General features: G+C 32.3%; 21 protein-coding genes. 11 read left to right on the forward strand and 10 right to left on the reverse strand.

Annotated features, from left to right (window positions below; all coding sequences use genetic code 11):
* Positions 1-134: 134 nt before the first annotated feature.
* The 4 genes from H0I23_RS12310 to H0I23_RS12325 all read left to right on the forward strand — a co-directional run bounded on the left by H0I23_RS12310 (position 135) and on the right by H0I23_RS12325 (position 3491).
* Positions 135-1331, forward strand: coding sequence for a hypothetical protein (locus H0I23_RS12310; RefSeq protein WP_216783594.1), 1197 nt, complete (start codon positions 135-137; stop codon positions 1329-1331).
* Positions 1332-1529: 198 nt separating this feature from the next.
* Entirely contained in the window at positions 1530-1838 is a 309-nt protein-coding gene (locus H0I23_RS12315; RefSeq protein ID WP_216783595.1) for a T9SS type A sorting domain-containing protein, read from the forward strand.
* A 248-nt stretch (positions 1839-2086) separates the two neighbouring features.
* Positions 2087-2407, forward strand: a complete 321-nt coding sequence (locus H0I23_RS12320) for a T9SS type A sorting domain-containing protein (RefSeq protein ID WP_216783596.1) — start codon at positions 2087-2089, stop codon at positions 2405-2407.
* Positions 2408-2513: 106 nt separating this feature from the next.
* Positions 2514-3491, forward strand: coding sequence for an acyl transferase (locus H0I23_RS12325; protein ID WP_216783597.1), 978 nt, complete (start codon positions 2514-2516; stop codon positions 3489-3491).
* Positions 3492-3493: 2 nt separating this feature from the next.
* Here H0I23_RS12325 and H0I23_RS12330 read toward each other — a convergent pair whose 3' ends face one another.
* Both H0I23_RS12330 and tyrS read right to left on the reverse strand, forming a co-directional pair.
* Complete coding sequence (locus tag H0I23_RS12330) at positions 3494-3889, reverse strand: hypothetical protein (protein ID WP_216783598.1); 396 nt, start codon at positions 3887-3889, stop codon at positions 3494-3496.
* A 47-nt stretch (positions 3890-3936) separates the two neighbouring features.
* Positions 3937-5232, reverse strand: coding sequence for a tyrosine--tRNA ligase (gene tyrS, locus H0I23_RS12335; protein WP_216783599.1), 1296 nt, complete (start codon positions 5230-5232; stop codon positions 3937-3939).
* Positions 5233-5322: 90 nt separating this feature from the next.
* Between tyrS and H0I23_RS12340 the strand changes: the two genes are divergently transcribed.
* Complete coding sequence (locus H0I23_RS12340; RefSeq protein ID WP_216783600.1) at positions 5323-6327, forward strand: NAD-dependent epimerase/dehydratase family protein; 1005 nt, start codon at positions 5323-5325, stop codon at positions 6325-6327.
* On the opposite strand, the gene H0I23_RS12345 is transcribed toward H0I23_RS12340, so the two are convergent.
* The 3 genes from H0I23_RS12345 to H0I23_RS12355 are packed head-to-tail and all read right to left on the reverse strand — an operon-like array spanning position 6324 to position 8807.
* Positions 6324-6737: a DUF4296 domain-containing protein gene (locus tag H0I23_RS12345; protein WP_216783601.1), complete on the reverse strand. Its 414-nt coding sequence runs from the start codon at positions 6735-6737 to the stop codon at positions 6324-6326. The genes H0I23_RS12340 and H0I23_RS12345 overlap by 4 nt on opposite strands.
* A gap of 1 nt (position 6738) precedes the next feature.
* Positions 6739-8076, reverse strand: a complete 1338-nt coding sequence (locus H0I23_RS12350) for a dihydroorotase (protein ID WP_216783602.1) — start codon at positions 8074-8076, stop codon at positions 6739-6741.
* Positions 8076-8807, reverse strand: a complete 732-nt coding sequence (locus H0I23_RS12355; RefSeq protein WP_216783603.1) for a polyprenol monophosphomannose synthase — start codon at positions 8805-8807, stop codon at positions 8076-8078. Before H0I23_RS12355 ends, H0I23_RS12350 begins: the two co-directional genes overlap by 1 nt.
* A 154-nt stretch (positions 8808-8961) precedes the next feature.
* Here H0I23_RS12355 and H0I23_RS12360 point away from each other — a divergent pair, with 154 nt between their 5' ends.
* Genes H0I23_RS12360 through H0I23_RS12370 form a run of 3 tightly spaced genes read left to right on the forward strand, consistent with a single transcriptional unit; the run spans position 8962 to position 12037 of the window.
* On the forward strand, positions 8962-10629 hold the full coding sequence (locus H0I23_RS12360) for a glycosyltransferase family 39 protein (protein ID WP_216783604.1): 1668 nt from the start codon (positions 8962-8964) through the stop codon (positions 10627-10629).
* Positions 10626-11285, forward strand: coding sequence for a DUF4271 domain-containing protein (locus H0I23_RS12365; RefSeq protein WP_216783605.1), 660 nt, complete (start codon positions 10626-10628; stop codon positions 11283-11285). Before H0I23_RS12360 ends, H0I23_RS12365 begins: the two co-directional genes overlap by 4 nt.
* A gap of 5 nt (positions 11286-11290) precedes the next feature.
* Positions 11291-12037 carry a uroporphyrinogen-III synthase gene (locus H0I23_RS12370; RefSeq protein WP_216783606.1) on the forward strand — a complete coding sequence of 249 codons (747 nt, stop codon included), beginning with the start codon at positions 11291-11293 and terminating at the stop codon, positions 12035-12037.
* A gap of 64 nt (positions 12038-12101) precedes the next feature.
* On the opposite strand, the gene pckA is transcribed toward H0I23_RS12370, so the two are convergent.
* Positions 12102-13709: a phosphoenolpyruvate carboxykinase (ATP) gene (gene pckA, locus H0I23_RS12375; protein WP_216783607.1), complete on the reverse strand. Its 1608-nt coding sequence runs from the start codon at positions 13707-13709 to the stop codon at positions 12102-12104.
* A 77-nt stretch (positions 13710-13786) separates the two neighbouring features.
* Positions 13787-14173, reverse strand: a complete 387-nt coding sequence (locus H0I23_RS12380) for a DUF423 domain-containing protein (protein WP_216783608.1) — start codon at positions 14171-14173, stop codon at positions 13787-13789.
* Between the two features lie 71 nt (positions 14174-14244).
* Here H0I23_RS12380 and H0I23_RS12385 point away from each other — a divergent pair, with 71 nt between their 5' ends.
* On the forward strand, positions 14245-15618 hold the full coding sequence (locus tag H0I23_RS12385) for a saccharopine dehydrogenase family protein (protein WP_216783609.1): 1374 nt from the start codon (positions 14245-14247) through the stop codon (positions 15616-15618).
* A 64-nt stretch (positions 15619-15682) separates the two neighbouring features.
* Positions 15683-16153, forward strand: coding sequence for an Lrp/AsnC ligand binding domain-containing protein (locus H0I23_RS12390; protein WP_216783610.1), 471 nt, complete (start codon positions 15683-15685; stop codon positions 16151-16153).
* Between the two features lie 57 nt (positions 16154-16210).
* On the opposite strand, the gene H0I23_RS12395 is transcribed toward H0I23_RS12390, so the two are convergent.
* From H0I23_RS12395 to leuS, 3 genes are all read right to left on the reverse strand, one after another.
* On the reverse strand, positions 16211-16909 hold the full coding sequence (locus H0I23_RS12395; RefSeq protein WP_216783611.1) for a zinc metallopeptidase: 699 nt from the start codon (positions 16907-16909) through the stop codon (positions 16211-16213).
* Between the two features lie 141 nt (positions 16910-17050).
* Positions 17051-18142 (reverse strand): alanine dehydrogenase, encoded by a 1092-nt coding sequence (ald, locus tag H0I23_RS12400; protein WP_216783612.1) that lies wholly within the window; start codon positions 18140-18142, stop codon positions 17051-17053.
* Between the two features lie 346 nt (positions 18143-18488).
* Positions 18489-21302: a leucine--tRNA ligase gene (leuS, locus tag H0I23_RS12405; protein WP_216783613.1), complete on the reverse strand. Its 2814-nt coding sequence runs from the start codon at positions 21300-21302 to the stop codon at positions 18489-18491.
* A gap of 340 nt (positions 21303-21642) precedes the next feature.
* On the opposite strand from leuS, the gene H0I23_RS12410 reads away from it, so the two are divergent.
* Positions 21643-22521 carry an ABC transporter permease gene (locus H0I23_RS12410; protein WP_216783614.1) on the forward strand — a complete coding sequence of 293 codons (879 nt, stop codon included), beginning with the start codon at positions 21643-21645 and terminating at the stop codon, positions 22519-22521.
* Positions 22522-22523 lie beyond the last annotated feature (2 nt).

Below are 22523 nucleotides of genomic sequence, written 5' to 3' on the forward strand. Positions count from 1 at the left end.
GTTTTTTATTTAAAAAAAAATCAAGATACATATTCTTAACATTGGCAAACATCCTTAACATAATACTAATATTTACGTAAAACCTTATTCATAATTGTATGCTTAATTTGCTTCAAATAAAAAATAATACTAAAATGAAAACTTTAAAGACACTACTATTAACTGCTTGTGCAATTTCCATCATCTCTTGTTCTTCTGACGATGAAAACAGAGAAATAATAGCACCTGAAGAACCTACCGGAGAAATCACAGGAAGTGAACTAACGGGAGAAATTACTGAAGACAGTAAATTATTAGCATCAATTGAATATACTATTACTGGCTCATTAACTGTAAAAGAAGGAGCTACTTTAACTATTGAAGCTGGTACAGTTATAAAAGCAAGAAGCGGAAGAACAGATATTTTTTTAGCTGTTGAAAGAGGAGCTAAATTAATTGCAAAAGGTACTGCTGCAAGTCCAATAATATTTACATCTGACGCTACCACACCTAAAGAAGGTGACTGGGGTGGTATTGTATTAGCTGGTAAAGCACCAACTAACGAAGGTACTGATGTACAATCAGAAGTTGCTGGTTTATTATACGGAGGTACTGTTAGCGATGACGATTCGGGGGAATTAAGTTATATAATTGCAGAATATACTGGAGCCAAAATTGGTGGTGAGCAAGAATTCAACGGTATTTCTTTCTTTGGTGTTGGTAATGGTACTATCGTAAACAACATTGTAGTAAATAACGGTAATGATGATGGAATTGAATTTTTCGGAGGTACTGTTAACGTAACTAACGTATTTTGTTCAAACATTGCTGATGATATGTTTGACTGGACTGGTGGATATTCTGGAACTATTACAAATGCTTTTGGTGTTCGTAATGATGGATTTGATGTTGCTTCGGAAGACCCAAGAGGTATTGAAGGTGATAGCAACGGAAACGATGTTACAGCAACTCCTATATCTATGCCTACATTAAATAATGTAACAATTTTAAACTTAAACCCAGGTGTAGCACTTAAAGCTGGTGCTGAAATAAGAAGAGGTACAGTTGCTGCTATAAACAATGTTCTTTTTGCGACTTATGGTTCTGCTTCTTTTGATAATAGAGTTGACACTGCTGATGGTAATGGTAACGGTACTGTTACATTTACCGAAGCTTATGCACAAGGTACTGTTGGAGAAGATAATGTTGGTGGAGACATCAATGGTGAGTTTTCTGTTATAGTAGATGGTATTACAGTATCTGCTGACAATACTGTTTCTGCAAAAGCAGGAGTTGGAGCTGATTTATCTGCTTTTGATTGGGCTAGCCCATCATTTGTAGTTATACAATAATTATTAAGAATTTAAATAGATATTTTCAAAAGCCTCGCAACTCGCGAGGCTTTTTTCATTACTAGCAACTTTATTTTACAAAAAGTAGTGTTTTTCCTCAATTTTTTATCCATTTCATCGATTTTAATTTAACGCGAGTTAACGTTAGCTGTGTAATTTTAGTATCTTCGTGGTATACTTTTTGTAAACAGTTTATACATGAAACAAATCTACTTCGTAATCTTACTACTAACAGTTAGCTTTGGCTATAGCCAAGACAAACCTGTATCGCAAGATATCGATGGATTTAAATTATACCCAAACCCTGTTACTACAGGCAAAGTTTACATTAATACTACACTAAATGCACCAAAAAAAATTCTCATTTTTGATGTATTAGGCAACAAAGTTCTTGAAACTACTATACTTGGTAAAGAATTAAATCTTTCTGAAATAGATGCCGGTATTTACGTATTACGTGTAATTGAAAAAGATAAGATCGCCACAAGAAAGCTTATCATTAAGTAATAAAAACACTCTTAATAAACATCCTTCCTATTAAAACAAATAGCAGTACCATTTATGCTATTAACGAACAACTCCACCTATTTATTAATGTTTTCTACAACTAGCACAACACATTGATTTTCAATAAAAAAGATTAAAAAAACAAAAAAAGTGAGTTAACATACAATATCCGTTGTTTCACAACATTTTGTATTTTTCAAATACACCTTATTGTTACTTTTACTGAACACACCCCAAATCAATTAAAAATGAAGAAAATTTACTTTATCCTGCTTATGATTTTTGCTTTTAGTCTTTCTGGGCAAGAAAACATAAATGACACTATAGGAGGTAGCGAGATTGAAGGGTTTAAATTATTTCCAAACCCTACACATAATGATGTAGTATACATTACTACCAAACATAACGCTGTTAAAGATATTATAGTATATGATTTATTTGGTGAAATAGTTTTAAAACAACAAACATCATATAAGGAGCTAAATGTTTCTAAATTAGATGCAGGTGTTTATATTGTTAGAGTAAATGAAGGAACAAAAACTATATCAAGAAAATTAGTTGTAAAATAGCAAACCAAACCAACCAATAAAAAAACTCCTATTTCGATTGTGAATTAGGAGTTTTTTGTTTTAACAACATATTTAGTATGTGTACTTTTGTAACCGCAAAAGATATATGGACACGTCTAAAATTTTTACTATTTCTTCATCAAAAGAACTTGAAAAAGTTTCTTTAGAAGTCTTTGTACACCAATATACCTCAAACAAAGTATACCGAGAATTCTGTACCTATTTAAAAAAAAATCCACAGAATGTAAACAGTCTAGTTGACATTCCTTTTTTACCCATTGAATTTTTTAAATCTAAAAGAATAGTCTCAACACCTACTGAACCTCAAATTACATTTACAAGTAGTGGCACAACAGGCACTGCAACAAGTAATCATTATGTTACTGATGTGAAAATTTACGAGGAGAGCTACCTTAAAGCTTTTAAATATTTTTATGGAGATATAAAAGACTATTGTGTTTTAGCCTTATTACCTTCTTATTTAGAGCGAGAAGGGTCGTCTTTAATATACATGGCTGACGATTTAATTAAAAAAAGCCAACACCCCGAAAGTGGTTTTTATTTAAACGACATTCAACTTTTAACAGAAAAATTATTACTCCTTAATCAAAAAGGAATCAAAGTTTTATTAATTGGTGTTTCTTTTGCTTTATTAGATGTTGCCGAAAATTACAATTTAAATTTAGAAAATGTAATTGTAATGGAGACTGGAGGAATGAAAGGCCGCCGTAAAGAAATGATTCGTGAAGAGTTGCATGCTATTTTAAAAAATGGCTTTGGCGTTCCTGCAATTCATTCTGAGTATGGAATGACCGAACTTTTATCACAAGCATACTCAAAAGGAAACGGAATATTTGAAACTCCACCTTGGATGGAAGTTTTAATACGCGACACTGAAGACGCCTTAAGTTATCAATCAATAGGTAAAACAGGAGGCGTCAACGTTATCGATTTAGCAAATATTAATTCTTGTTCTTTTATTGCCACACAAGATTTAGGAAAAAAATATAAAGACAATACTTTTGAAATTCTTGGTCGCTTTGATAATTCAGATATTCGTGGGTGTAATTTAATGGTGTTGTAAATTTATTTTCTCTTATACGCATACGTTACCTCATCATCTGCTATCATTGGTTCATCTACGTAAATCAATTTCAACTCATCATCATTAATTTGATATGTAAAACTGCGATTGTCAATCGTAAATAATATAGCATCAGCTGTACTCACATAATCATACTCTCCAGATTCATATAAATAATTCGTATCTGAGTTATTTATAACAATAACCGTGTTTTTTTGACTTGAAAATGATAACTCATGAGTATTAAAATCAACATCTTCAGGAAAAACACAAAAACAAACAACATCAGTTAAAACCCATTCACCAACTAGGTTACTATCAATTGCAGTTCCTTCATCATCGTTTGAGCAAGAGGTGCAAAACAAAAACACACCCAAAATAAATGCCGCTATTTTCATATTTAGACTTTTACTTTAGATGTGCTTTACACGCATTAGTTGCGTATTTATTTAACCAATATCACAAAATAATTTTTCTTACCTCTTTGTAATAAAACAAATTTATTATTAATTAGATCTTCTTTTGTAATTGTGTAATCTTCTTTAACTTTTTCTTTATTAACTGAAATAGAGTTTTGTTTCAATTCTCTTCTAGCCTCTCCATTAGATCCTAAAAAATTAGTTTTAGCAGCCAAAGCACCAATCATATCTAAGCCCTCTTCTATATCTGCCATAGTTACTTCAGCCTGAGGAACGCCTTCAAAAATATCTAAAAACGTTTTTTCATTCAATTTTTTTAAACTCTCAGAAGTAGATTTTCCAAAAAGAATTCCACTAGCTTCTACCGCATTGTCTAAATCTTCTTGAGAATGAACCATTACAGTAATTTCATCAGCTAAACGCTTTTGCAATACACGTAAATGAGGTGCTTGCTTGTGCTCTTCAATTAAAGCATCAATTTCTTCTTTTGTTAAAAAAGTAAAAATCTTAATGTATTTTTCAGCATCATTATCTGAAGTATTTAACCAATATTGGTAAAATTTGTAAGGCGATGTTCTTTCAGAATCTAACCAAACATTACCACCTTCTGTTTTACCAAATTTAGTACCATCTGCCTTAGTTATTAGCGGACAAGTTAAAGCAAAACCTTTACCTCCTGCTATTCTTCTAATCATTTCCGTACCGGTAGTAATATTACCCCATTGATCGCTACCGCCCATTTGCAAGGTACAGTTATGCTCTCTAAAAAGGTGTAAAAAATCATACCCTTGCACTAATTGGTATGTAAACTCTGTAAACGACATTCCTTCTTTTGCTTCTGAAGAAAGTCTCTTTTTTACAGAATCTTTAGCCATCATATAATTAACTGTAATGTGCTTACCAACATCACGAATAAATTCTAAGAATGAAAAATCTTTCATCCAATCATAATTATTCACCAATATCGCAGCATTATTAGCATCACTGCTAAAATCTAAAAATCGTGAAAGTTGTCCTTTTAATGCATCTTGATTATGGCGTAGCGTTTTTTCATCTAACAAATTTCTTTCTGCAGATTTACCTGATGGGTCACCAATCATTCCTGTAGCACCACCAATAAGCGCATAAGGTTTATGTCCCGCCAACTGAAAATGACGTAGCATCATCACTCCAACTAAATGCCCAATATGTAATGAATCTGCAGTAGGATCAATACCAACATAAGCTGATTGCATCTCACTCATTAAATGCTCTTCTGTTCCTGGCATTGTATCATGTAACATGCCTCTCCACTTTAACTCTGCTATAAAATTGGTCTTCATTATTCTGTTTTTTATTACTGGCTGCAAATATAAAAGAATTGATGTGTTTTCTCATTGAATAAATACCTTAGTATTATGTATTTTTAACACATGATTTTAGTAACCGGAGGAACAGGTTTAGTTGGGGCACACCTTTTAGTTGAGTTAGTTAAAGCAGAAACATCTGTAAAAGCTATTTACAGATCTCAAAGTAGCCTAAAAAAAGTAGAGAAAATCTTTTCTTGCTATTTTAAAAACTACCAAGAAAAGATTAATAAAATAGAATGGATTACTGCAGATTTAAATGACATACCTGCTTTAGAAAATGCTTTCGAATCTGTTACTCATGTATACCACTGTGCAGCTTTAATTTCTTTTGACCCTCGTGATTATGACAAATTATATAAAATAAATTGCGAAGGCACTGCTAATATTGTAAATATTTCTATTGCTAAAAATATTCAAAAACTTTGCTATGTTAGCTCCATTGCTACTATTGGCAAAGAAGTTAACAACCCCCAAGTTACCGAAGAATCTGAATGGAGTAAAAATGATGCAAATGTATATGCACTCACAAAATTTGATGCAGAGATGGAGGTTTGGCGAGGATCTCAAGAAGGTTTACCTGTTATAATTGTTAACCCAGGTATTATTTTAGGCCCAGGATTTTGGGAAACAGGAAGTGGTGCTATTTTTAAAGCAGCTGCTAAAGGTCAATCATATTATCCACCAGGAGGCACTGGTTTTGTTTCAGTTACCGATGTTGTAAATATCATGTTATTAGGCATGAAATCGACAATAAACAAAGAACGATTTATTCTCATAGCAGAAAACCTAAGCTACAAATTTATATTAACTGAAGTCGCAAAGTGTTTAAATATAAAACCGCCACATAAAAAATTAAAGGCTTGGCAATTAAGTATACTCTGGAGGTTGGATTGGTTTAGAGGTTTATTTTCTAGTAAAAAAAGAAAACTAACTAAAAACTCAGTTATATCTTTAAAAGAAGAAACTATATATATTAATCACAAAGCAACCTCTGCTTTTAATTTTCAATTTAAACCAATTAAAGAAACTATTGATTTTTGTTGTAAAAAATACGTAGAAGAAAATTAATCTTTTTTCAGCTTGTCTTGCCTTTTAATTTTAGCGTTTTTATTAGAAATACTGTCCTGCTTTTTCTTAGCTACTTTTTGCTCCCCTCGTTCTGCTTTAACTTTTTTTAATCTTGCTTCTACATCCTGATAAATTTCTTTATACACAGCAGTTTTTGAAGCATAATAAGCATCACTTTTAACAAACTGAATACTGTCAATATCATGCTTTGTGAAAATATAATTCATACTTTCAATATTGTTATTCTTTAAAACAACATCACTTGTGTTTTTTGCAGCAGTAACAATTGCCAAGTCATAAAAAATTGTCACCATTTTATCTCTTGAGATAAGGTTCTCCGGCTTTTCTATAATATCTTCTGCGCAAGAAGTCAATAAAATTAAAACAAGTAAAAAACTTAATTTTTTCATCTTATGGTCTATTGAAAGTAAGTCTTTTTCCTTTTTTATCTTCTGAAAAATTACCGTTCTCATATGCCAAATGCCCGTTTACAAAAGTATGTGTTACTTTTGACCCGAAAGTAGTACCTTCAAAAGGAGACCAACCACATTTATAAGCAATATTTTCTTTCGAAACTGTCCAAGAGTCTTTCAAATCTACTAAAACTAAATCTGCATAATACCCTTCTCGAATGTAACCTCTCTTCTCTATTTCAAAAAGTATAGCTGGGTTGTGGCACATTTTCTCCACAATTTTTTCTAAACTGATAACTCCTTGGCTATGTTTTTCTAACATTGCTGGTAACGCATGTTGCACTAAAGGTCCGCCAGATGGAGCTTTAGTATACACATTATCTTTTTCTTCAATAGTATGTGGTGCATGATCGGTCGCTAAAACATCAATTCTGCCATCTAAAAAAGCATCCCATAATTTACTTCTATCATCAGCTGTTTTAACCGCAGGATTCCACTTAATAAGCGATCCTTTTGTTTTATAGTCTTCATCAGAAAACCATAGGTGATGCAAACAAACCTCAGCAGTAATCTTTTTATCTTTTAAAGGAATATCATTTCTAAACAGATCTGTTTCTATACCTGTTGATAAATGAAACACATGAAACCTTGCTCCTGTTTTCTTTGCTAAAGCAATTGCTTTAGAAGAAGATAAATAACAGGCTTCTGCACTTCTAATTATTGGGTGATATTCCATCGGAATATCATCACCAAATTGTTCTTTATATTTTGCTAAGTTATTTTTAATGGTAGTTTCATCTTCACAATGTGCTGAGATAACCATTTCTGTAGTTCTAAAAATACCTTCAATAACTTCTTCTTTATCGACCAACATATTCCCTGTTGATGAACCTAAAAATAATTTTACACCTGAACATGCATTTTTATCTAATTTCTTAAGCTCTTCTAAATTATCGTTGGTACCGCCAAACAAAAAAGAATAGTTTGCAAAAGAGCTTCCAGCTGCAAGTGCAAATTTTTCTTCTAATTTTTCTATTGTAGTTGTTTGTGGGTTTGTATTTGGCTGTTCCATAAAAGTGGTAATACCACCAGCAACAGCAGCTCTACTTTCACTTTCAATGTTTCCTTTATGTGTTAAACCTGGCTCTCTAAAATGTACCTGATCATCAATCACACCTGGCAAAACATATTTACCCTCAGCATCAATAACTGTAGCATTAGCATCAGTAATATTTGCGTCAATTTTTAAAATTATATTTTCTTGTATAAGAATATCGGCTTTGGTTTTCGAATTCTCATTTACAATTGTAGCATTCTTTATTAAAAACTTAGCCATTATTTAAAGTTGTTTTTTGAGAATAAACTCATCCATTTCATTTTTAAAACTCCAAATACCGCTTCTCGAACAATTGAAGAATTCATTTTAGATTTACCTAATACACGATCTGTAAAAATAATAGGCACCTCTTTAATTTTAAATTTTTTGAGGTGTGCTCTAAATTTCATTTCTATTTGAAAAGCATACCCCACAAAATGTACTGAAGACAAATCTATAGTCTCCAAAACATTTCTTTTATAACATACAAAACCTGCGGTAGGATCATGTACTCGCATTCCTGTTATAATTTTTACGTAAAATGACGCCCCGTATGATAGGAGTACGCGATGTAAAGGCCAGTTAACTACGTTTACACCTTTTATATATCTGGAGCCGACCGACATGTCAGCGCCATCAACACAGGCCTGATACAATCTTATAAGATCTGCTGGTGTATGCGAAAAATCTGCATCCATCTCAAAAATATAATCATATTTTTTAGCAATTGCCCATCTAAATCCATGAATATATGCGGTACCTAAACCAGCTTTTTCCTTTCTAACTTCTAAAAACAACCTGTCAGCAAAAACCTCTTGCAGCTCTCTTACCTTAGCTGCTGTACCATCAGGAGAGTTATCATCTACGATTAAAACATGAAAATTTTTCTTCAAACCGAATACAACACGAATAATTGCTTCGATATTTTCAATCTCATTAAAAGTTGGGATAATTACTAGACTATCTGTCATTTATAAAAAATATATGCTTACAAAAATAGTTTTTTTATAACGCTAAAGAAATTAAGGATGTTCATTTATGATTTTTTTAAACATTAGATCGTAAACTTATTTGATGTAAGTATTCTATAATTTGTAATTTTGCCAAAAATATTGACAACTTATAATGCCAAAACTGCCTAAATTATTCATCTATCTATTAGGATTGCTTTTTATAATTAACATTATACAAAGTTCTTTTACTGAGCTAATTTATGACGAAGCATACTATTGGTATTATTCACAAAACATGGCCTGGGGTTATTTTGATCATCCTCCGATGATGGCCTTGATGATAAAAATAAGTAGTTTGTTTTTCGACGGAGAACTTGGTGTTCGTTTTATGACTTGTGTTTTATCTGCTGGCACCCCTATTCTACTTTGGCTGCTTATTGATAATCCGAAGAAAAAAGATTACGTTATTCATTTTTTCGTTCTCATTTTTTCTATGACACTGCTTAATGCATATGGTTTTTTTACATTACCAGATACTCCTTTGTTATTTTTTACTACGCTTTTTCTTTACTTATATAAAAAGTTTATTAGTACACCTACATTTATACTTTCCATAGGCTTAGGTTTTGTAATGGCCGCACTTATGTACAGTAAGTATCATGCAGTTTTAGTTATTGTTTTTGTACTGCTTTCTAATTTAAAACTAGTATTTAATAAATATGCTTGGTTAGCTGTTTTCACTGCTTTACTTTGTTACACCCCGCATTTTTATTGGCTTTACGAAAATGATTTCGCAAGCATTGCATATCATATTTTTGAAAGACCTAATAGTGCTTATAACTTCAATCAATTTACACTTGGCTTTTTTTTAAATTTATTAGCCTTATTTGGTTTTACTTTTTTTTGGATCTATAAAGCACTTATTAAAAACGACACTAAAAATCTTTTTCAAAAAGCATTAGTGTATTTAAGTTATGGTGTAATCTTATTTTTCTTCATATCTAGTTTTAATAGAAGAATTCAAACTCAATGGATTATTATTATATCTATCCCGCTTGTCGTTATTGCTTTTAACTATATGTTAGTAAATGAAAATGCTAGAAAATGGATTTACAGAATGGGAATTGTAAATATTTTTATATTGATATTTTTGCGTTTCGCTTTAGTTTTTGAGCAAATTTCACCCATACATTACGAATCTCATGGAGCTAAAAAATGGGTTGTAGAAATGGCGAAAAAAGTAGGCAAAACTCCTGTTATTTTCGAAAATTCATATACAAAACCCTCATTATATACTTTTTATTCTGGCAATACTTCTTTTGGCATGAATAACGTTAGGTACCGACGAAATCAATATTCCTTAGATGATTCTGAATCAAAAGTTCAGCACAAAAAAGTTGTTTTAATTATTCCTGAAAAGCCTAATAGTGATTACACTTTTGAATTTCCTAAAAATAAAATCGGCAGTGGTACAATCATTAATGATTTTGAATCGTTTAGAAAACTAAGAGTTATACTTAATGAAAAAGAAATTTCTAAAAAAAGGAAAGATAGTATAGCTTTTAAAGTTTACAACCCGTATTCGGAAGATATAGATTTGAAAAAAATAAAATACAATATTGCTTTTCATGATTCATACCGACACCCAAAAAGTGTAGTACCGATAAAGGTTACCCTTAATGATAAAAAACTTACTGTTTTAAAAGCTAAGGATACTACATATTATACTTTTAAGTTGCCCGAAATTAATATTGAAGATCCAGGTTATTTTAAAGTTTCTATTTCCGAAAATGGTTTTTACCCTGGTTTAAATGGCGATAATATTAAATTGGTAGAATGAAAGAAGCTTTTTTAAGAAACATATTCGATACCGATTGGATTACAATTATATTATGTGTTAGCATATTATCTATTGTTTTTGCCAAGCGATTTTTCTATGGACGATTTATCAATTTTATAATTCTACCTTTTAACAACAAGTACATATTTTTATATAATAAAAAAGATAAATTATCACACTGGTTTACCATATTCTTTTCTGTGTTTCAATTTATCAATCTAGCTTTATTTATATACTTAATAAATTCAATTTTTGGCGTTAGTGATCAAAAAAACAACCCCTATTTTTATGTCATAATTCTTGTTATAGTAATCTTATATATAGTAGCTAAAGTGCTCTTATTGTTAGCAAATGCCTTTATTTTCAACATTTCAAGTGTTATTTCAGAATTTATTTTTAAGAAAATTTCCTACTTAAACTACAGTAGTCTTATCATGTTTGGTGCTAATATTTTACTTACATACGTCGTAAGCGACTCTAAAACTGTAGTTTACGCAAGTCTTCTGCTAATTATCTTAATTAATGGCATAGGATGGATTACAGTATTGAAGAATCATCAAAAATTAATAACAAATAATTTTTTCTATTTTATTTTGTACCTTTGCGCACTCGAAATTACACCTCTAGTGTTAATTGGAGACTACTTTAAAGATTGATGCTTATGAAAGTAAAAACGATTTTGGTTTCTCAACCAGAACCGAAAATGGAAAATTCTCCATATTCAAGACTTATAGATAAGGAAAAGGTGAAAGTAGACTTTAGACCTTTTATCCATGTCGAAGGCGTAGATGCCAAAACTGTTAGACAACAAAAAATTGATTTAAACAATTACACTGCTATTATTCTTACGAGTAGAAATGCAGTAGATCACTTTTTCAGAATTGCAGAGGAAATGCGCTTTAAAGTGCCTGACTCTATGAAGTATTTCTGCCAATCGGAAGCTGTTGCTTACTACTTACAGAAATATGTAGTATACAGAAAACGTAAAATTTATGTTGGGAAAATGAATTTTCTTGACCTTTCTACTTTATTTAAAAAGTATAAAGATGAAAAATTCTTACTACCTTCTTCTGATACATTAAAGCAGATTGTTCCTGAAACTTTAGATGCTCTTGAACTTAATTGGACTAGAGGTATTTTTTACAAAACTGTTGTTAGTGATTTATCTGATTTAAAAGATGTTTATTACGACATTCTTGTATTCTTTAGCCCTTCTGGAATAGAGTCTTTACTTAAAAACTTTCCTGATTTCAAACAAAACGAAACTAGGATTGCTGTTTTCGGAAACTCTACTGTTAATGCTGCTACAGATGCTGGTTTAAGAATAGACATTAAAGCTCCTACGCCAGATACTCCATCTATGACAATGGCGCTTCAAAAATACATTGCTGGCTTAAATAAAAAATAAGTCAATTATATTCTATAAAAAAAGCCTCTTTTTCAAGAGGCTTTTTCTTTTTAGATACTTTTATTTAAAATCCATAACGCTGCGGACCTCCACGACGTATTTCTTCACTTGCATAAGATTCAAACTTTTTAAAATTTTCTCTAAAAGCATTTGCTAATTTAAATGCTGTTGTATAGTATTTCTCATCATTGTCCCAAGTAGCTCTCGGACTCAAGACACTTGTTGGCACTCCTGGGCACTCTCTAGGTTGCGCTACACCAAATACTGAATGTATGTGATACTTATCGTAAGAATACAGTCCTAAATCGCCGTTTAAGGCTGCTGTAATCATTGCCCTAGTATACTTCAACTTCATTCTAGTACCTATACCATAAGGGCCACCTGTCCAACCTGTATTAACCAACCACACATTAACACCTGCTTCTGTCATTTTTTTACTTAACATTTCAGCATATGCCGTAGGATGTAACGGCATAAATGGCGCTCCAAAACAAGCAGAAAAATTAGGTGTAGGTTCTACAACACCCGCCTCTGTTCCTGCGACTTTTGCTGTATAGCCTGAAATAAAATGATATGCTGCTTGACTCGGCGTCAATTTAGATATTGGAGGTAAAACCCCAAAAGCATCTGCAGTTAAAAAGAAAATATTTTTAGGGTTATCACCTGTTGATGGTTCTTGAATATTTTCAATATGGTGAATTGGGTAACTTACTCTTGTATTTTGAGTAATCGAAGTATCTGAAAAATCAACAACTCCATTACTATCTAAAACAACGTTTTCTAATAAAGCTCCTTTTTTGATTGCTCCATATATTTCTGGTTCATTTTCTGCAGAAAGGTTAATTACTTTCGCGTAACAACCACCTTCAAAATTAAACACTGTATTTTCTTTAGTCCAACCGTGTTCATCATCTCCAATTAATTTTCTATTCGGATCTGCTGATAAAGTCGTTTTTCCAGTACCTGATAGTCCAAAGAAAATTGCCGTATCACCATCTTTTCCAACATTAGCAGAGCAATGCATTGGAAGTGTATTTTTATATACTGGTAATATAAAATTTAAGGCCGAAAAAATTCCTTTTTTAATTTCACCTGTATAACCAGTACCACCAATTAGTGCTATTTTTTTTGTAAAATTTAATATTGCAAAATTATGTTGGCGTGTGCCATCTTCTTTTGCTACAGCCATAAAACCAGGCGCATTTACAACAGTCCACTCTGGTTCAAAGTTTTCTAATTCTTTTTCTGTAGGTCTTAAAAACATGTTATAAGCAAACATATTAGACCATGGGTACTCGTTTATAACTCTAATATTTAGTTTATAATCTTCGTCTGCACAAGCATAACTGTCTCGCACATAAATTTCTTTATTTCCTAAATACTTAATGACTTTGTCATACAATTTGTCAAAAGCAGATGGCTCAAACGGAATATTAATATTCCCCCACCAAACTTTATCTTTTGTAATATCGTCTTTCACAATAAATCGATCCATCGGAGACCTACCTGTAAATTCACCTGTATTAATTGATAAAGAACCTGAAGAAGCCTCTTTACCCATTCCCTTTTTTAAAGTAATACTCTGTAGTTCTTCTGGTGATAATTGATAATGAATAGTGCCAGATTTGATACCGTACGATTCTAACGAAATCGTTTTCGCAATTTTACTCATAATTATTAAAGATTTACTATTATTAAGTTAGTTACTAAAAGCTATATTAATTATTATCGATTATATGTTTAAAACACTTATTTAGAATTTTTTAAAGCGCTATAAAACAGCAAAACCCAACCCATAATAAGCAGTAGACCGCCAATAGGTGTTAAGAAAAATATGGGTTTAAAATTTACGCTTGTAAGACTATTTGTGGCTAAAAAATAGATTGAAAAAGAAAATAGCACAATACCTGTTGTTATAAAAACATAAATCATTTTTTTATGCTTTTCAGAAATTTTAGAAATACTACCAATCACTAAAAGCAGTAAAGCATGATACATTTGGTATGTAACACCAGTATTAAAACTACTTAAAGAATCTTCTGTAATTAACTCTTTTAAGCCATGAGACCCAAAAGCTCCTAATACTACAGATAGTAATCCGAAAACAGCTCCAGTACATAAAATTGTTTTGTTCATAACTAAAATGATTGTTATTTTTACAAATATAACAATTGTTATTATATTTATATCCAATAAAGATAAGAACTATGCTACGTAATATACTTGTAATTGGTGCCGGAAAATCTACTTCTTACTTATTAGACTACTTTTTAGAGAAATCAGAAAGTGAAAATTTAAAGATTATAATTGCCGATTTAAACCCAAATCATATCTCTCAAAAATTTAAAGATCACGCACATTTTGAAATAAAGATGCTCGATATTTTAGATAGAGAAGCCCGACAACAAACAATAAAAGAAGTTGATATTGTTGTTTCTATGCTTCCTGCTTTTTTGCATATTAAAGTTGCAAAAGATTGTATTTTATTTGAAAAACATTTAGTTACGGCATCTTACGTTAGTGATGAAATAAAATTGCTTAATGATAAGGCGAAAGATAAAGGGCTCGTTTTTATGAATGAAATAGGTCTTGACCCTGGTGTTGACCATATGAGTGCCCTACAATTTATTGATAAAATAAAAGAAGATGGAGGTAAAATGCTTCTGTTTGAATCTTTTACAGGTGGTTTAGTTGCACCTGAATGTGACACCAATTTATGGAATTACAAATTTACTTGGAACCCTAGAAATGTAGTATTAGCTGGGCAAGGCGGAACTGCTAAATTTGTACAAGAAGGTACCGATAAATATATACCATATCATAAATTATTTAGAAGAACAGAATTTGTTGATGTTGATGATTTTGGAAAGTTTGAAGTATACGCCAATAGAGATTCTTTAAAATATAGAGAAGCTTATGGCTTAGAAGATGTGCTTACACTTTATAGAGGTACTATGAGAAGAGTTGGTTTTTCTAAGGCTTGGGATATGTTTGTACAATTAGGTGTTACTGATGACACTTATACTATCGAGAATTCTGAAGGAATGTCGTACCGAGCATTTATCAATTTGTTTTTACCATATTCACCAACAAATACAGTCGAACTTAAACTGCGCCACTATTTAAACATTGATCAAGATGATATAATGTGGGAAAAGCTAAAAGAGCTAAACCTATTTGATACCACAAAAATTATCACATTAAAAAATGCTACACCTGCTCAAATCCTACAAGAAATATTAGAAGAAGATTGGACTTTAGCTGATACTGATAAAGATATGATTGTAATGTACCATAAGTTTGGTTACGAAATAAATGGCGAGAAAAAACAAATAGACGCTAGTATGGTGGTTGTAGGTGAAAATCGTTCACATACTGCAATGTCTAAAACTGTTGGGTTGCCCGTTGCCATTGCAACATTACTTATTCTGAATAAAAAAATTACGACTCCTGGTGTTCAAATACCGATACAAAAAGAAGTGTACAAACCTATTTTGAAAGAATTAGAAACTTATGGAATAATTTTTAAAGAGAAAGAGGTGCCTTACGTTGGCTATAATATTTCAACTCCAAAAAACTAACACATCACTTAAAACAATATTGAAACTATTTATCTATATTTAATCAATATTTGAAACCAGATAGATGAAAATTGATAATGAAAATGTAAAAATTGACGGAATAGACAAGAAGATATTAAGGTTTTTAATGTCTGATGCTAGAACACCAGTTTTAGAAATTGCTAGAAAAATCGGGATTTCAGGTGCTGCTATTCATCAACGATTAAGAAAATTAGAAAGCTCTGGTTTAATTGCAGGTTCTAAATTTGTTATCAACCCAAAGGCATTAGGTTATTCTACTATGGCATATGTGGGTATTTATTTAGATAAAGCAATGAGCAACCCATCTGCAGTAAAGGAGTTAGAGAAAATTCCTGAAGTATTAGAGTGTCATTATACCACTGGTAACTGGTCTATATTAATTAAAGTGCTTTGCAGAGATAATGAGCATTTAATGCAGGTATTAAACATCAACATTCAACAAATAGGCGGGGTCTCGCGAACAGAAACATTTATATCGCTAGACCAACAAATAGAAAGACAGATTACTATTTAATAAAAAACAAAAAAGCTCCTTAAAAGGAGCTTTTTTTTATATGTTTTAAACACTATTTTAATCTCTTCTACCACCAAATACTTGCAATGCCCAATATGCTAATGTTGCCACAGAGCCAATTGCAGCTATTAAATACGTTCTTGCCGCCCATTTTAATGCATCTTCAGAACCTTTATATTCTTCTTGGGTTACTATATTTTTTGCCTTTAACCATGCTAAAGCTCTATTACTAGCATCATATTCAACAGGCAACGTAACCAAACTAAATATTGTCGCAAAACTCATCATAACCAAACCTGCAACTGCAACCCAATACCCAAATCCAAATCCTGCAGCGGCACCTACCATTAGTCCACCAAAAACGACCCAAATAGACATACTAGAAGTAACATTTACAATAGGAACTAAATTAGATCTTAAACCTAACCATTGGTATGCTGTTGCATGTTGTACTGCATGCCCACACTCATGTGCCGCTACTGCTGCTGCAGATGCATTACGTTGGTTATAAACACCCTCACTTAAATTTACTGTTTTATTAGACGGGTTGTAATGGTCTGTAAGCATCCCTGGTGTAGAAATTACCTTTACATCTCTAATACCATGATCTGCAAGCATTTTTTCTGCAATTTCAGCACCACTCATTCCGTTACGCAAATGCACTTTTGAATAAAACTCAAACTTACTTTTCAACTTTCTGCTTACCAACCAGCTGGCTAACGCAATACCACCTATTAATATATAATATCCTATCATTGTTTTAGTTTTAAATTAATTAAAGCAAAACCTCGCTTTTTATTACTTACTAATATAATGCAAAAATCCCGCCAAATTCTCCTATATCAAAAATAGGAAAAAATGTCAGGATTTTAATCTGTTATTATTTTGTATTAAAGACTAAGAAACCCAGTCAAAAGCTTCAATAATTTCTTTATAAACTACTTCACCTTGAGAGATATTTAAACCTTTTTGTAACCCTGGATCAGATGCTAATGCTTTTTTCCATCCCATGTTTGCAATTTTTGTAGCATAACTCGTTGTCACGTTTGTTAATGCTATAGTAGATGTGTAAGGTACAGCACCTGGCATGTTTGCTACAGAATAATGTACAATTTCATCAATAATATAAATAGGATCTTCATGAGTTGTTGGTCTTGTAGTTTCAACACAACCACCTTGATCTACAGCAACATCAACAATTACAGCTCCAGACTTCATCGTCTTAAGCATATCTCTAGTAATTAAGTTTGGTGCTTTTTTACCTTTTAATAATACACCACCGATAATTAAATCATGTGTTTGTACAAATTCTCTAATGTTGTATTCGTTAGAAAATAAAGTAGTACAGTTGTTTGGTAAAACATCATTTGCATAACGCAAACGTTTCATATCAACATCTAAAATAGTAACCTGAGCACCTAAGCCAGATGCCATTTTAGCTGCTTGCATCCCTACTACACCTGCACCTAATATTAAAACTTTTCCTGGAGGAACCCCTGGTACACCGCCTAATAATAGACCACGACCTTTTACAGGCTTCTCTAAATATTTTGCTCCTTGCTGAATAGACATTCTACCTGCAACTTCAGACATTGGTGTTAATAATGGTAAACCACCATCCCTATCTTCAACTGTTTCATAAGCAATACAAACAGCGCCACTAGCAATCATTGCTTTAGTTAATGGCTCGCTTGATGCAAAATGGAAATATGTAAAAACAATCTGATCTTTTCTGATTAAGCTATACTCTTGTTCAATAGGCTCTTTTACCTTAACAATCATTTCAGCAATAGCATAAACTTCCTCAATAGTATCAAGGATAGCTGCACCAGCTTCTATATAAGATTCATCTGTAAAACCACTATTATCACCTGCAGTAGATTGAACGAATACCTCATGGCCATTCTTTACAAGTTCGAAAACACCACCTGGAGTCATACCTACACGACTCTCGTTGTTTTTAATTTCCTTAGGGATACCTACTTTCATACCTCGTTTTTTAGAAAAAAAAGAACACTGACAAAATCAAATATTTGGTTTACAAACTTCAATTTGCCAGTGTCTATTTTTATTATAATTAGTCCCTCCAAATTTGCGGCAAATAGTTATAATAAAAAAACAAAAACGCCTAAAAATGCACTGTACTGACTAAAAATCAGACATTTAACAAATACTCATATAATTTATTGACGATAAATTCAAAATCGATGAATATTATGCAATGAAATTGGCAAATTCGTGATTTTTTAACAACCCTAGCTCACAAAAGAGAAAAACAAAACAAAAGTTCCCTTTTTATATTAAAAAATAACAAGGAAGCTTTTGTAATTTACTGTTAACCAACAATATTGATAATTTTACCAGGAACGATAATTACCTTTTTAGGTGCTCTGCCTGCTAATTGCTGTATTGTTTTTTCGTGCGCCATTACAACTTCTTCTATCTGATCTTTTGTAAAATCCATCGGAAGCTCTAATTTGAAACGCATTTTTCCATTAAAAGAAACCGGATATTCTTTACTGCTTTCTACTAAATGTGATGCGTCAAATTTTGGAAAAGGAGCTGTTGCAATAGATGCTGTATGCCCTAATTTACTCCATAGTTCTTCCGCGATATGTGGTGCGTAAGGAGATACCAAAACAATTAAAGATTCTAGCACTTCTCTACTCGTACATTTTTGAGTCGAAAGTTCGTTTACCGCAATCATAAAAGTAGATACAGAGGTATTGAAAGAGAAGTTTTCAATATCTTCTTGTACTTTTTTAATAGTTTTATGCAGTGTTTTTAAACTGTCTTTTGATGCTTCAGTATCGGTAATTTTAATACCGTTATCGCCTACATATAAACGCCATAATTTTTTAAGAAAACCATGTGTACCTGTAATACCTGCCGTGTTCCAAGGTTTAGATTGCTCTAATGGGCCTAAAAACATTTCATACAAACGCAAACTGTCTGCCCCGTACTCTACACAAATACTATCTGGACTTACCACATTGTATTTCGATTTTGACATTTTTTCTACTTCGCGACCAACGATGTACTTACCGTTTTCTAAAACAAATTCCACCTCTTTATATTCTTCTCTCCAGTTTTTAAATGCTTCAATATCTAATTCATCAGAGGCATTTACAAATGATACGTCTGCATGAATAGGTGCCATCTCTTTATCGCCAATTAAACCCTTAGAAAATAATTTCCCAGACTCCTCATCCCTAAAAACAAAAGCACTAGTACCCGTAATCATTCCTTGATTGATGAGTTTTTTAGCAAACTCGTTTTTAGGCACTACACCCTTATCAAACAAGAATTTTTGCCAGAAACGTGCATATAACAAATGCCCTGTGGCATGCTCACTACCTCCAATATATAAATCAACATCTTGCCAATAGTCAATAGCTTCTTTAGAGAAAATATCTGTATCATTATTTGGGTCCATATAACGATTAAAGTAAAAACTACTCCCCGCCCAGCCTGGCATCGTATTTAATTCTAAGGGCCACACCGTGGCGTTATTTATCTTACTGTTATCTACAACCTTGTTAGAAACGGTGTCCCAAGCCCAAATGTTAGCGTTACCTAATGGTGGCTCTCCAGTTTCTGTGGGTAAATATTTTTCTACTTCTGGTAATGCAATAGGTAAATGCTTCGCATCAATCATTTGCGGCATACCATCAACATAATACACTGGAAAAGGCTCTCCCCAATACCGTTGACGGCTAAAAACAGCATCACGCAAACGGTAGTTAATCTTCCCTTTTCCTTGTCCTAGTTTTTCTAATTCGTAAATCGCTAATTTCATAGCTTTCTTATACGGCAATCCGCTTAAGAAATCAGAATTTGCAATTACAGTTTTATCTTTATCAGCATGTGCTTCTTCAGAAATATCTACCCCTTCAAAAATATTAGGAATATCAATGCCGAAATGTTTCGCAAAATCGTAATCACGCTGATCACCACAAGGCACCGCCATTACAGCTCCTGTACCGTAACCTGCCAAAACATAATCACCAATCCATATTTGAACAGGTTGCTTTGTAAATGGGTGTTCGGCATAGGCACCAGTAAATGCGCCCGAAATAGTTTTTACATCAGCCATACGCTCACGCTCGCTACGTTTTGCAGTTGCTTCTATATATGCTTCAACTTCCGCTTTTTGCTCAGCAGTAGTTATTTTTGAAACCAATTCATGCTCTGGCGCTAAAGTCATAAAAGAAACTCCAAAAATAGTATCAGGGCGAGTTGTAAACACGTCAATCACCTCATCATGTCCGTTCACCTTAAAAACTGCTGAAGCTCCTTGAGAACGACCAATCCAATTGGTTTGTGAGTCTTTTAATGGTTGTGGCCAATCTACCGCAGCCAAATCATCTAATAAACGTTGTGCATATGCAGAAATACGCATACTCCACTGTGTCATTTTTTTACGAATAACAGGGTGTCCACCACGTTCTGAAACTCCGTTTACAATTTCGTCATTTGCTAAAACCGTACCTAATGCTGGGCACCAGTTCACTTCTGTTTCAGCCAAATATGTTAACCTATATTGTAAAAGAAATTCTTGTTGTTTTTTAATATCGAAGGCTTTCCATTCATCTGCTGTAAAAGCAATAATATCTTCATCAGAAACTGCATTTACAGTAGTATTCCCTTCCTTTTCAAAAAGAGTAACCAATGTAGTTATGTCTTCTGCCTTATTAGAGTCGTTATTGTACCACGAGTTGAACAATTGAATAAATATCCACTGTGTCCATTTATAATAATCAGGATTAGATGTACGTACTTCACGAGACCAATCGAAAGAGAAACCAATTTTATCTAATTGCTCTCTATATCTTTTAATATTAGTTGCTGTTGTAACTGCTGGATGCTGCCCAGTTTGAATTGCATACTGCTCTGCTGGTAAACCAAAAGAATCGTACCCCATTGGGTGCAATACATTAAACCCTTTATGTCTTTTATAACGTGCATAAATATCACTAGCAATATACCCAAGCGGATGCCCAACATGTAAACCCGCCCCTGATGGGTAAGGAAACATATCTAACACATAAAACTTTTCTTTATCTGAATTGTTCTCTGCTTTAAATGTTTGGTTTTCTGCCCAATATTTTTGCCATTTGGCTTCAATTTCTGTGAAATCGTAGTTCATTATGTAAAGTTTGTTTAAACCTAGACGGTTTTAATGCGGTGCAAAAATAAGTTTATTATAGCAAAGGGGAAAAGATAATATAGTAACACCTTAAACCTACTAACGATAAATTTTTAAAAACCAATTAAGATAAAATCTTTACTACACAAAAACTGATTACCATTAGCTTGTTTTGAAGTGAAATAAAAACGGGTAAGAAACTTTTAAAAGGTCATTTTACATTAAAAAGACAGAAAAGACTGTTTTTTCTTAAAAATTTGCCATAAAAACGGTGCAAACTGTTAACATAGATTTTATATTACATATACTTTCCTATTTTTACATACCGTTTTCAACAATTATGAGTAAATCTTTTGAACGCTATCAAAAACGAAAATTAATATCAAGTTATTTTTCTGTGGTTTTAAGTATCGGTTTGGTACTTTTTTTATTAGGCATTTTAGGTCTTTTAGTTTTAAACACTAAAAAAATGGCCGATCATTTTAAAGAACAAATTACTATTTCTGTTTTCTTAAAAGATACTGCTAAACAGGTGGAAATTGACCAACTTCAAAAAAGCTTGGCTATGGCAGATTATACAAAAAATACTGCGTACGTATCAAAAGAAGAAGCAGCTGAACAGCATAGTGAAGATATTGGTGAAAATTTTCAAGACTTTTTAGGTTACAATCCTTTAAAAAACTCATTAGACGTTCAACTAAAGGCTGATTTTGTAACGCCTGAACAATTAGAAGAAATTGCTACTGAAATTGGGTCAAAAAACTATGTAGAAGAAGTAAGTTACGATAAGCCTTTAATTGGTTTATTAAACGATAACGTAAAAAGAATTAGCTTTTGGATTTTAGTGGCTAGTGGTATTTTTACTTTTATAGCGGTATTACTGATTAACAGCTCTATTCGCTTATCAATCTATTCTAAACGATTTATCATTAAGACCATGCAAATGGTTGGCGCTACTAAAACATTTATTAGAAGGCCATTTATTTGGACAAATATTAAGTTAGGAATCATCGGCTCTATCATAGCAATGATAGCATTAGCTGGTGTTTTATATTATGTAAATGAAAACTTCCCTGAACTTGGTTTAATGAACGACCCTGTTATATTAATCATCTTATTCTCTAGTGTTTTTGTTTTAGGACTTCTAATTTCTTTAATAAGCACCTATTTTGCGACACAACGTTTCTTAAATCTTAGAACAGATGAATTATATTATTAAAT

This window comes from Cellulophaga sp. HaHaR_3_176 (genome assembly GCF_019021925.1).
Lineage (GTDB): Bacteria > Bacteroidota > Bacteroidia > Flavobacteriales > Flavobacteriaceae > Cellulophaga.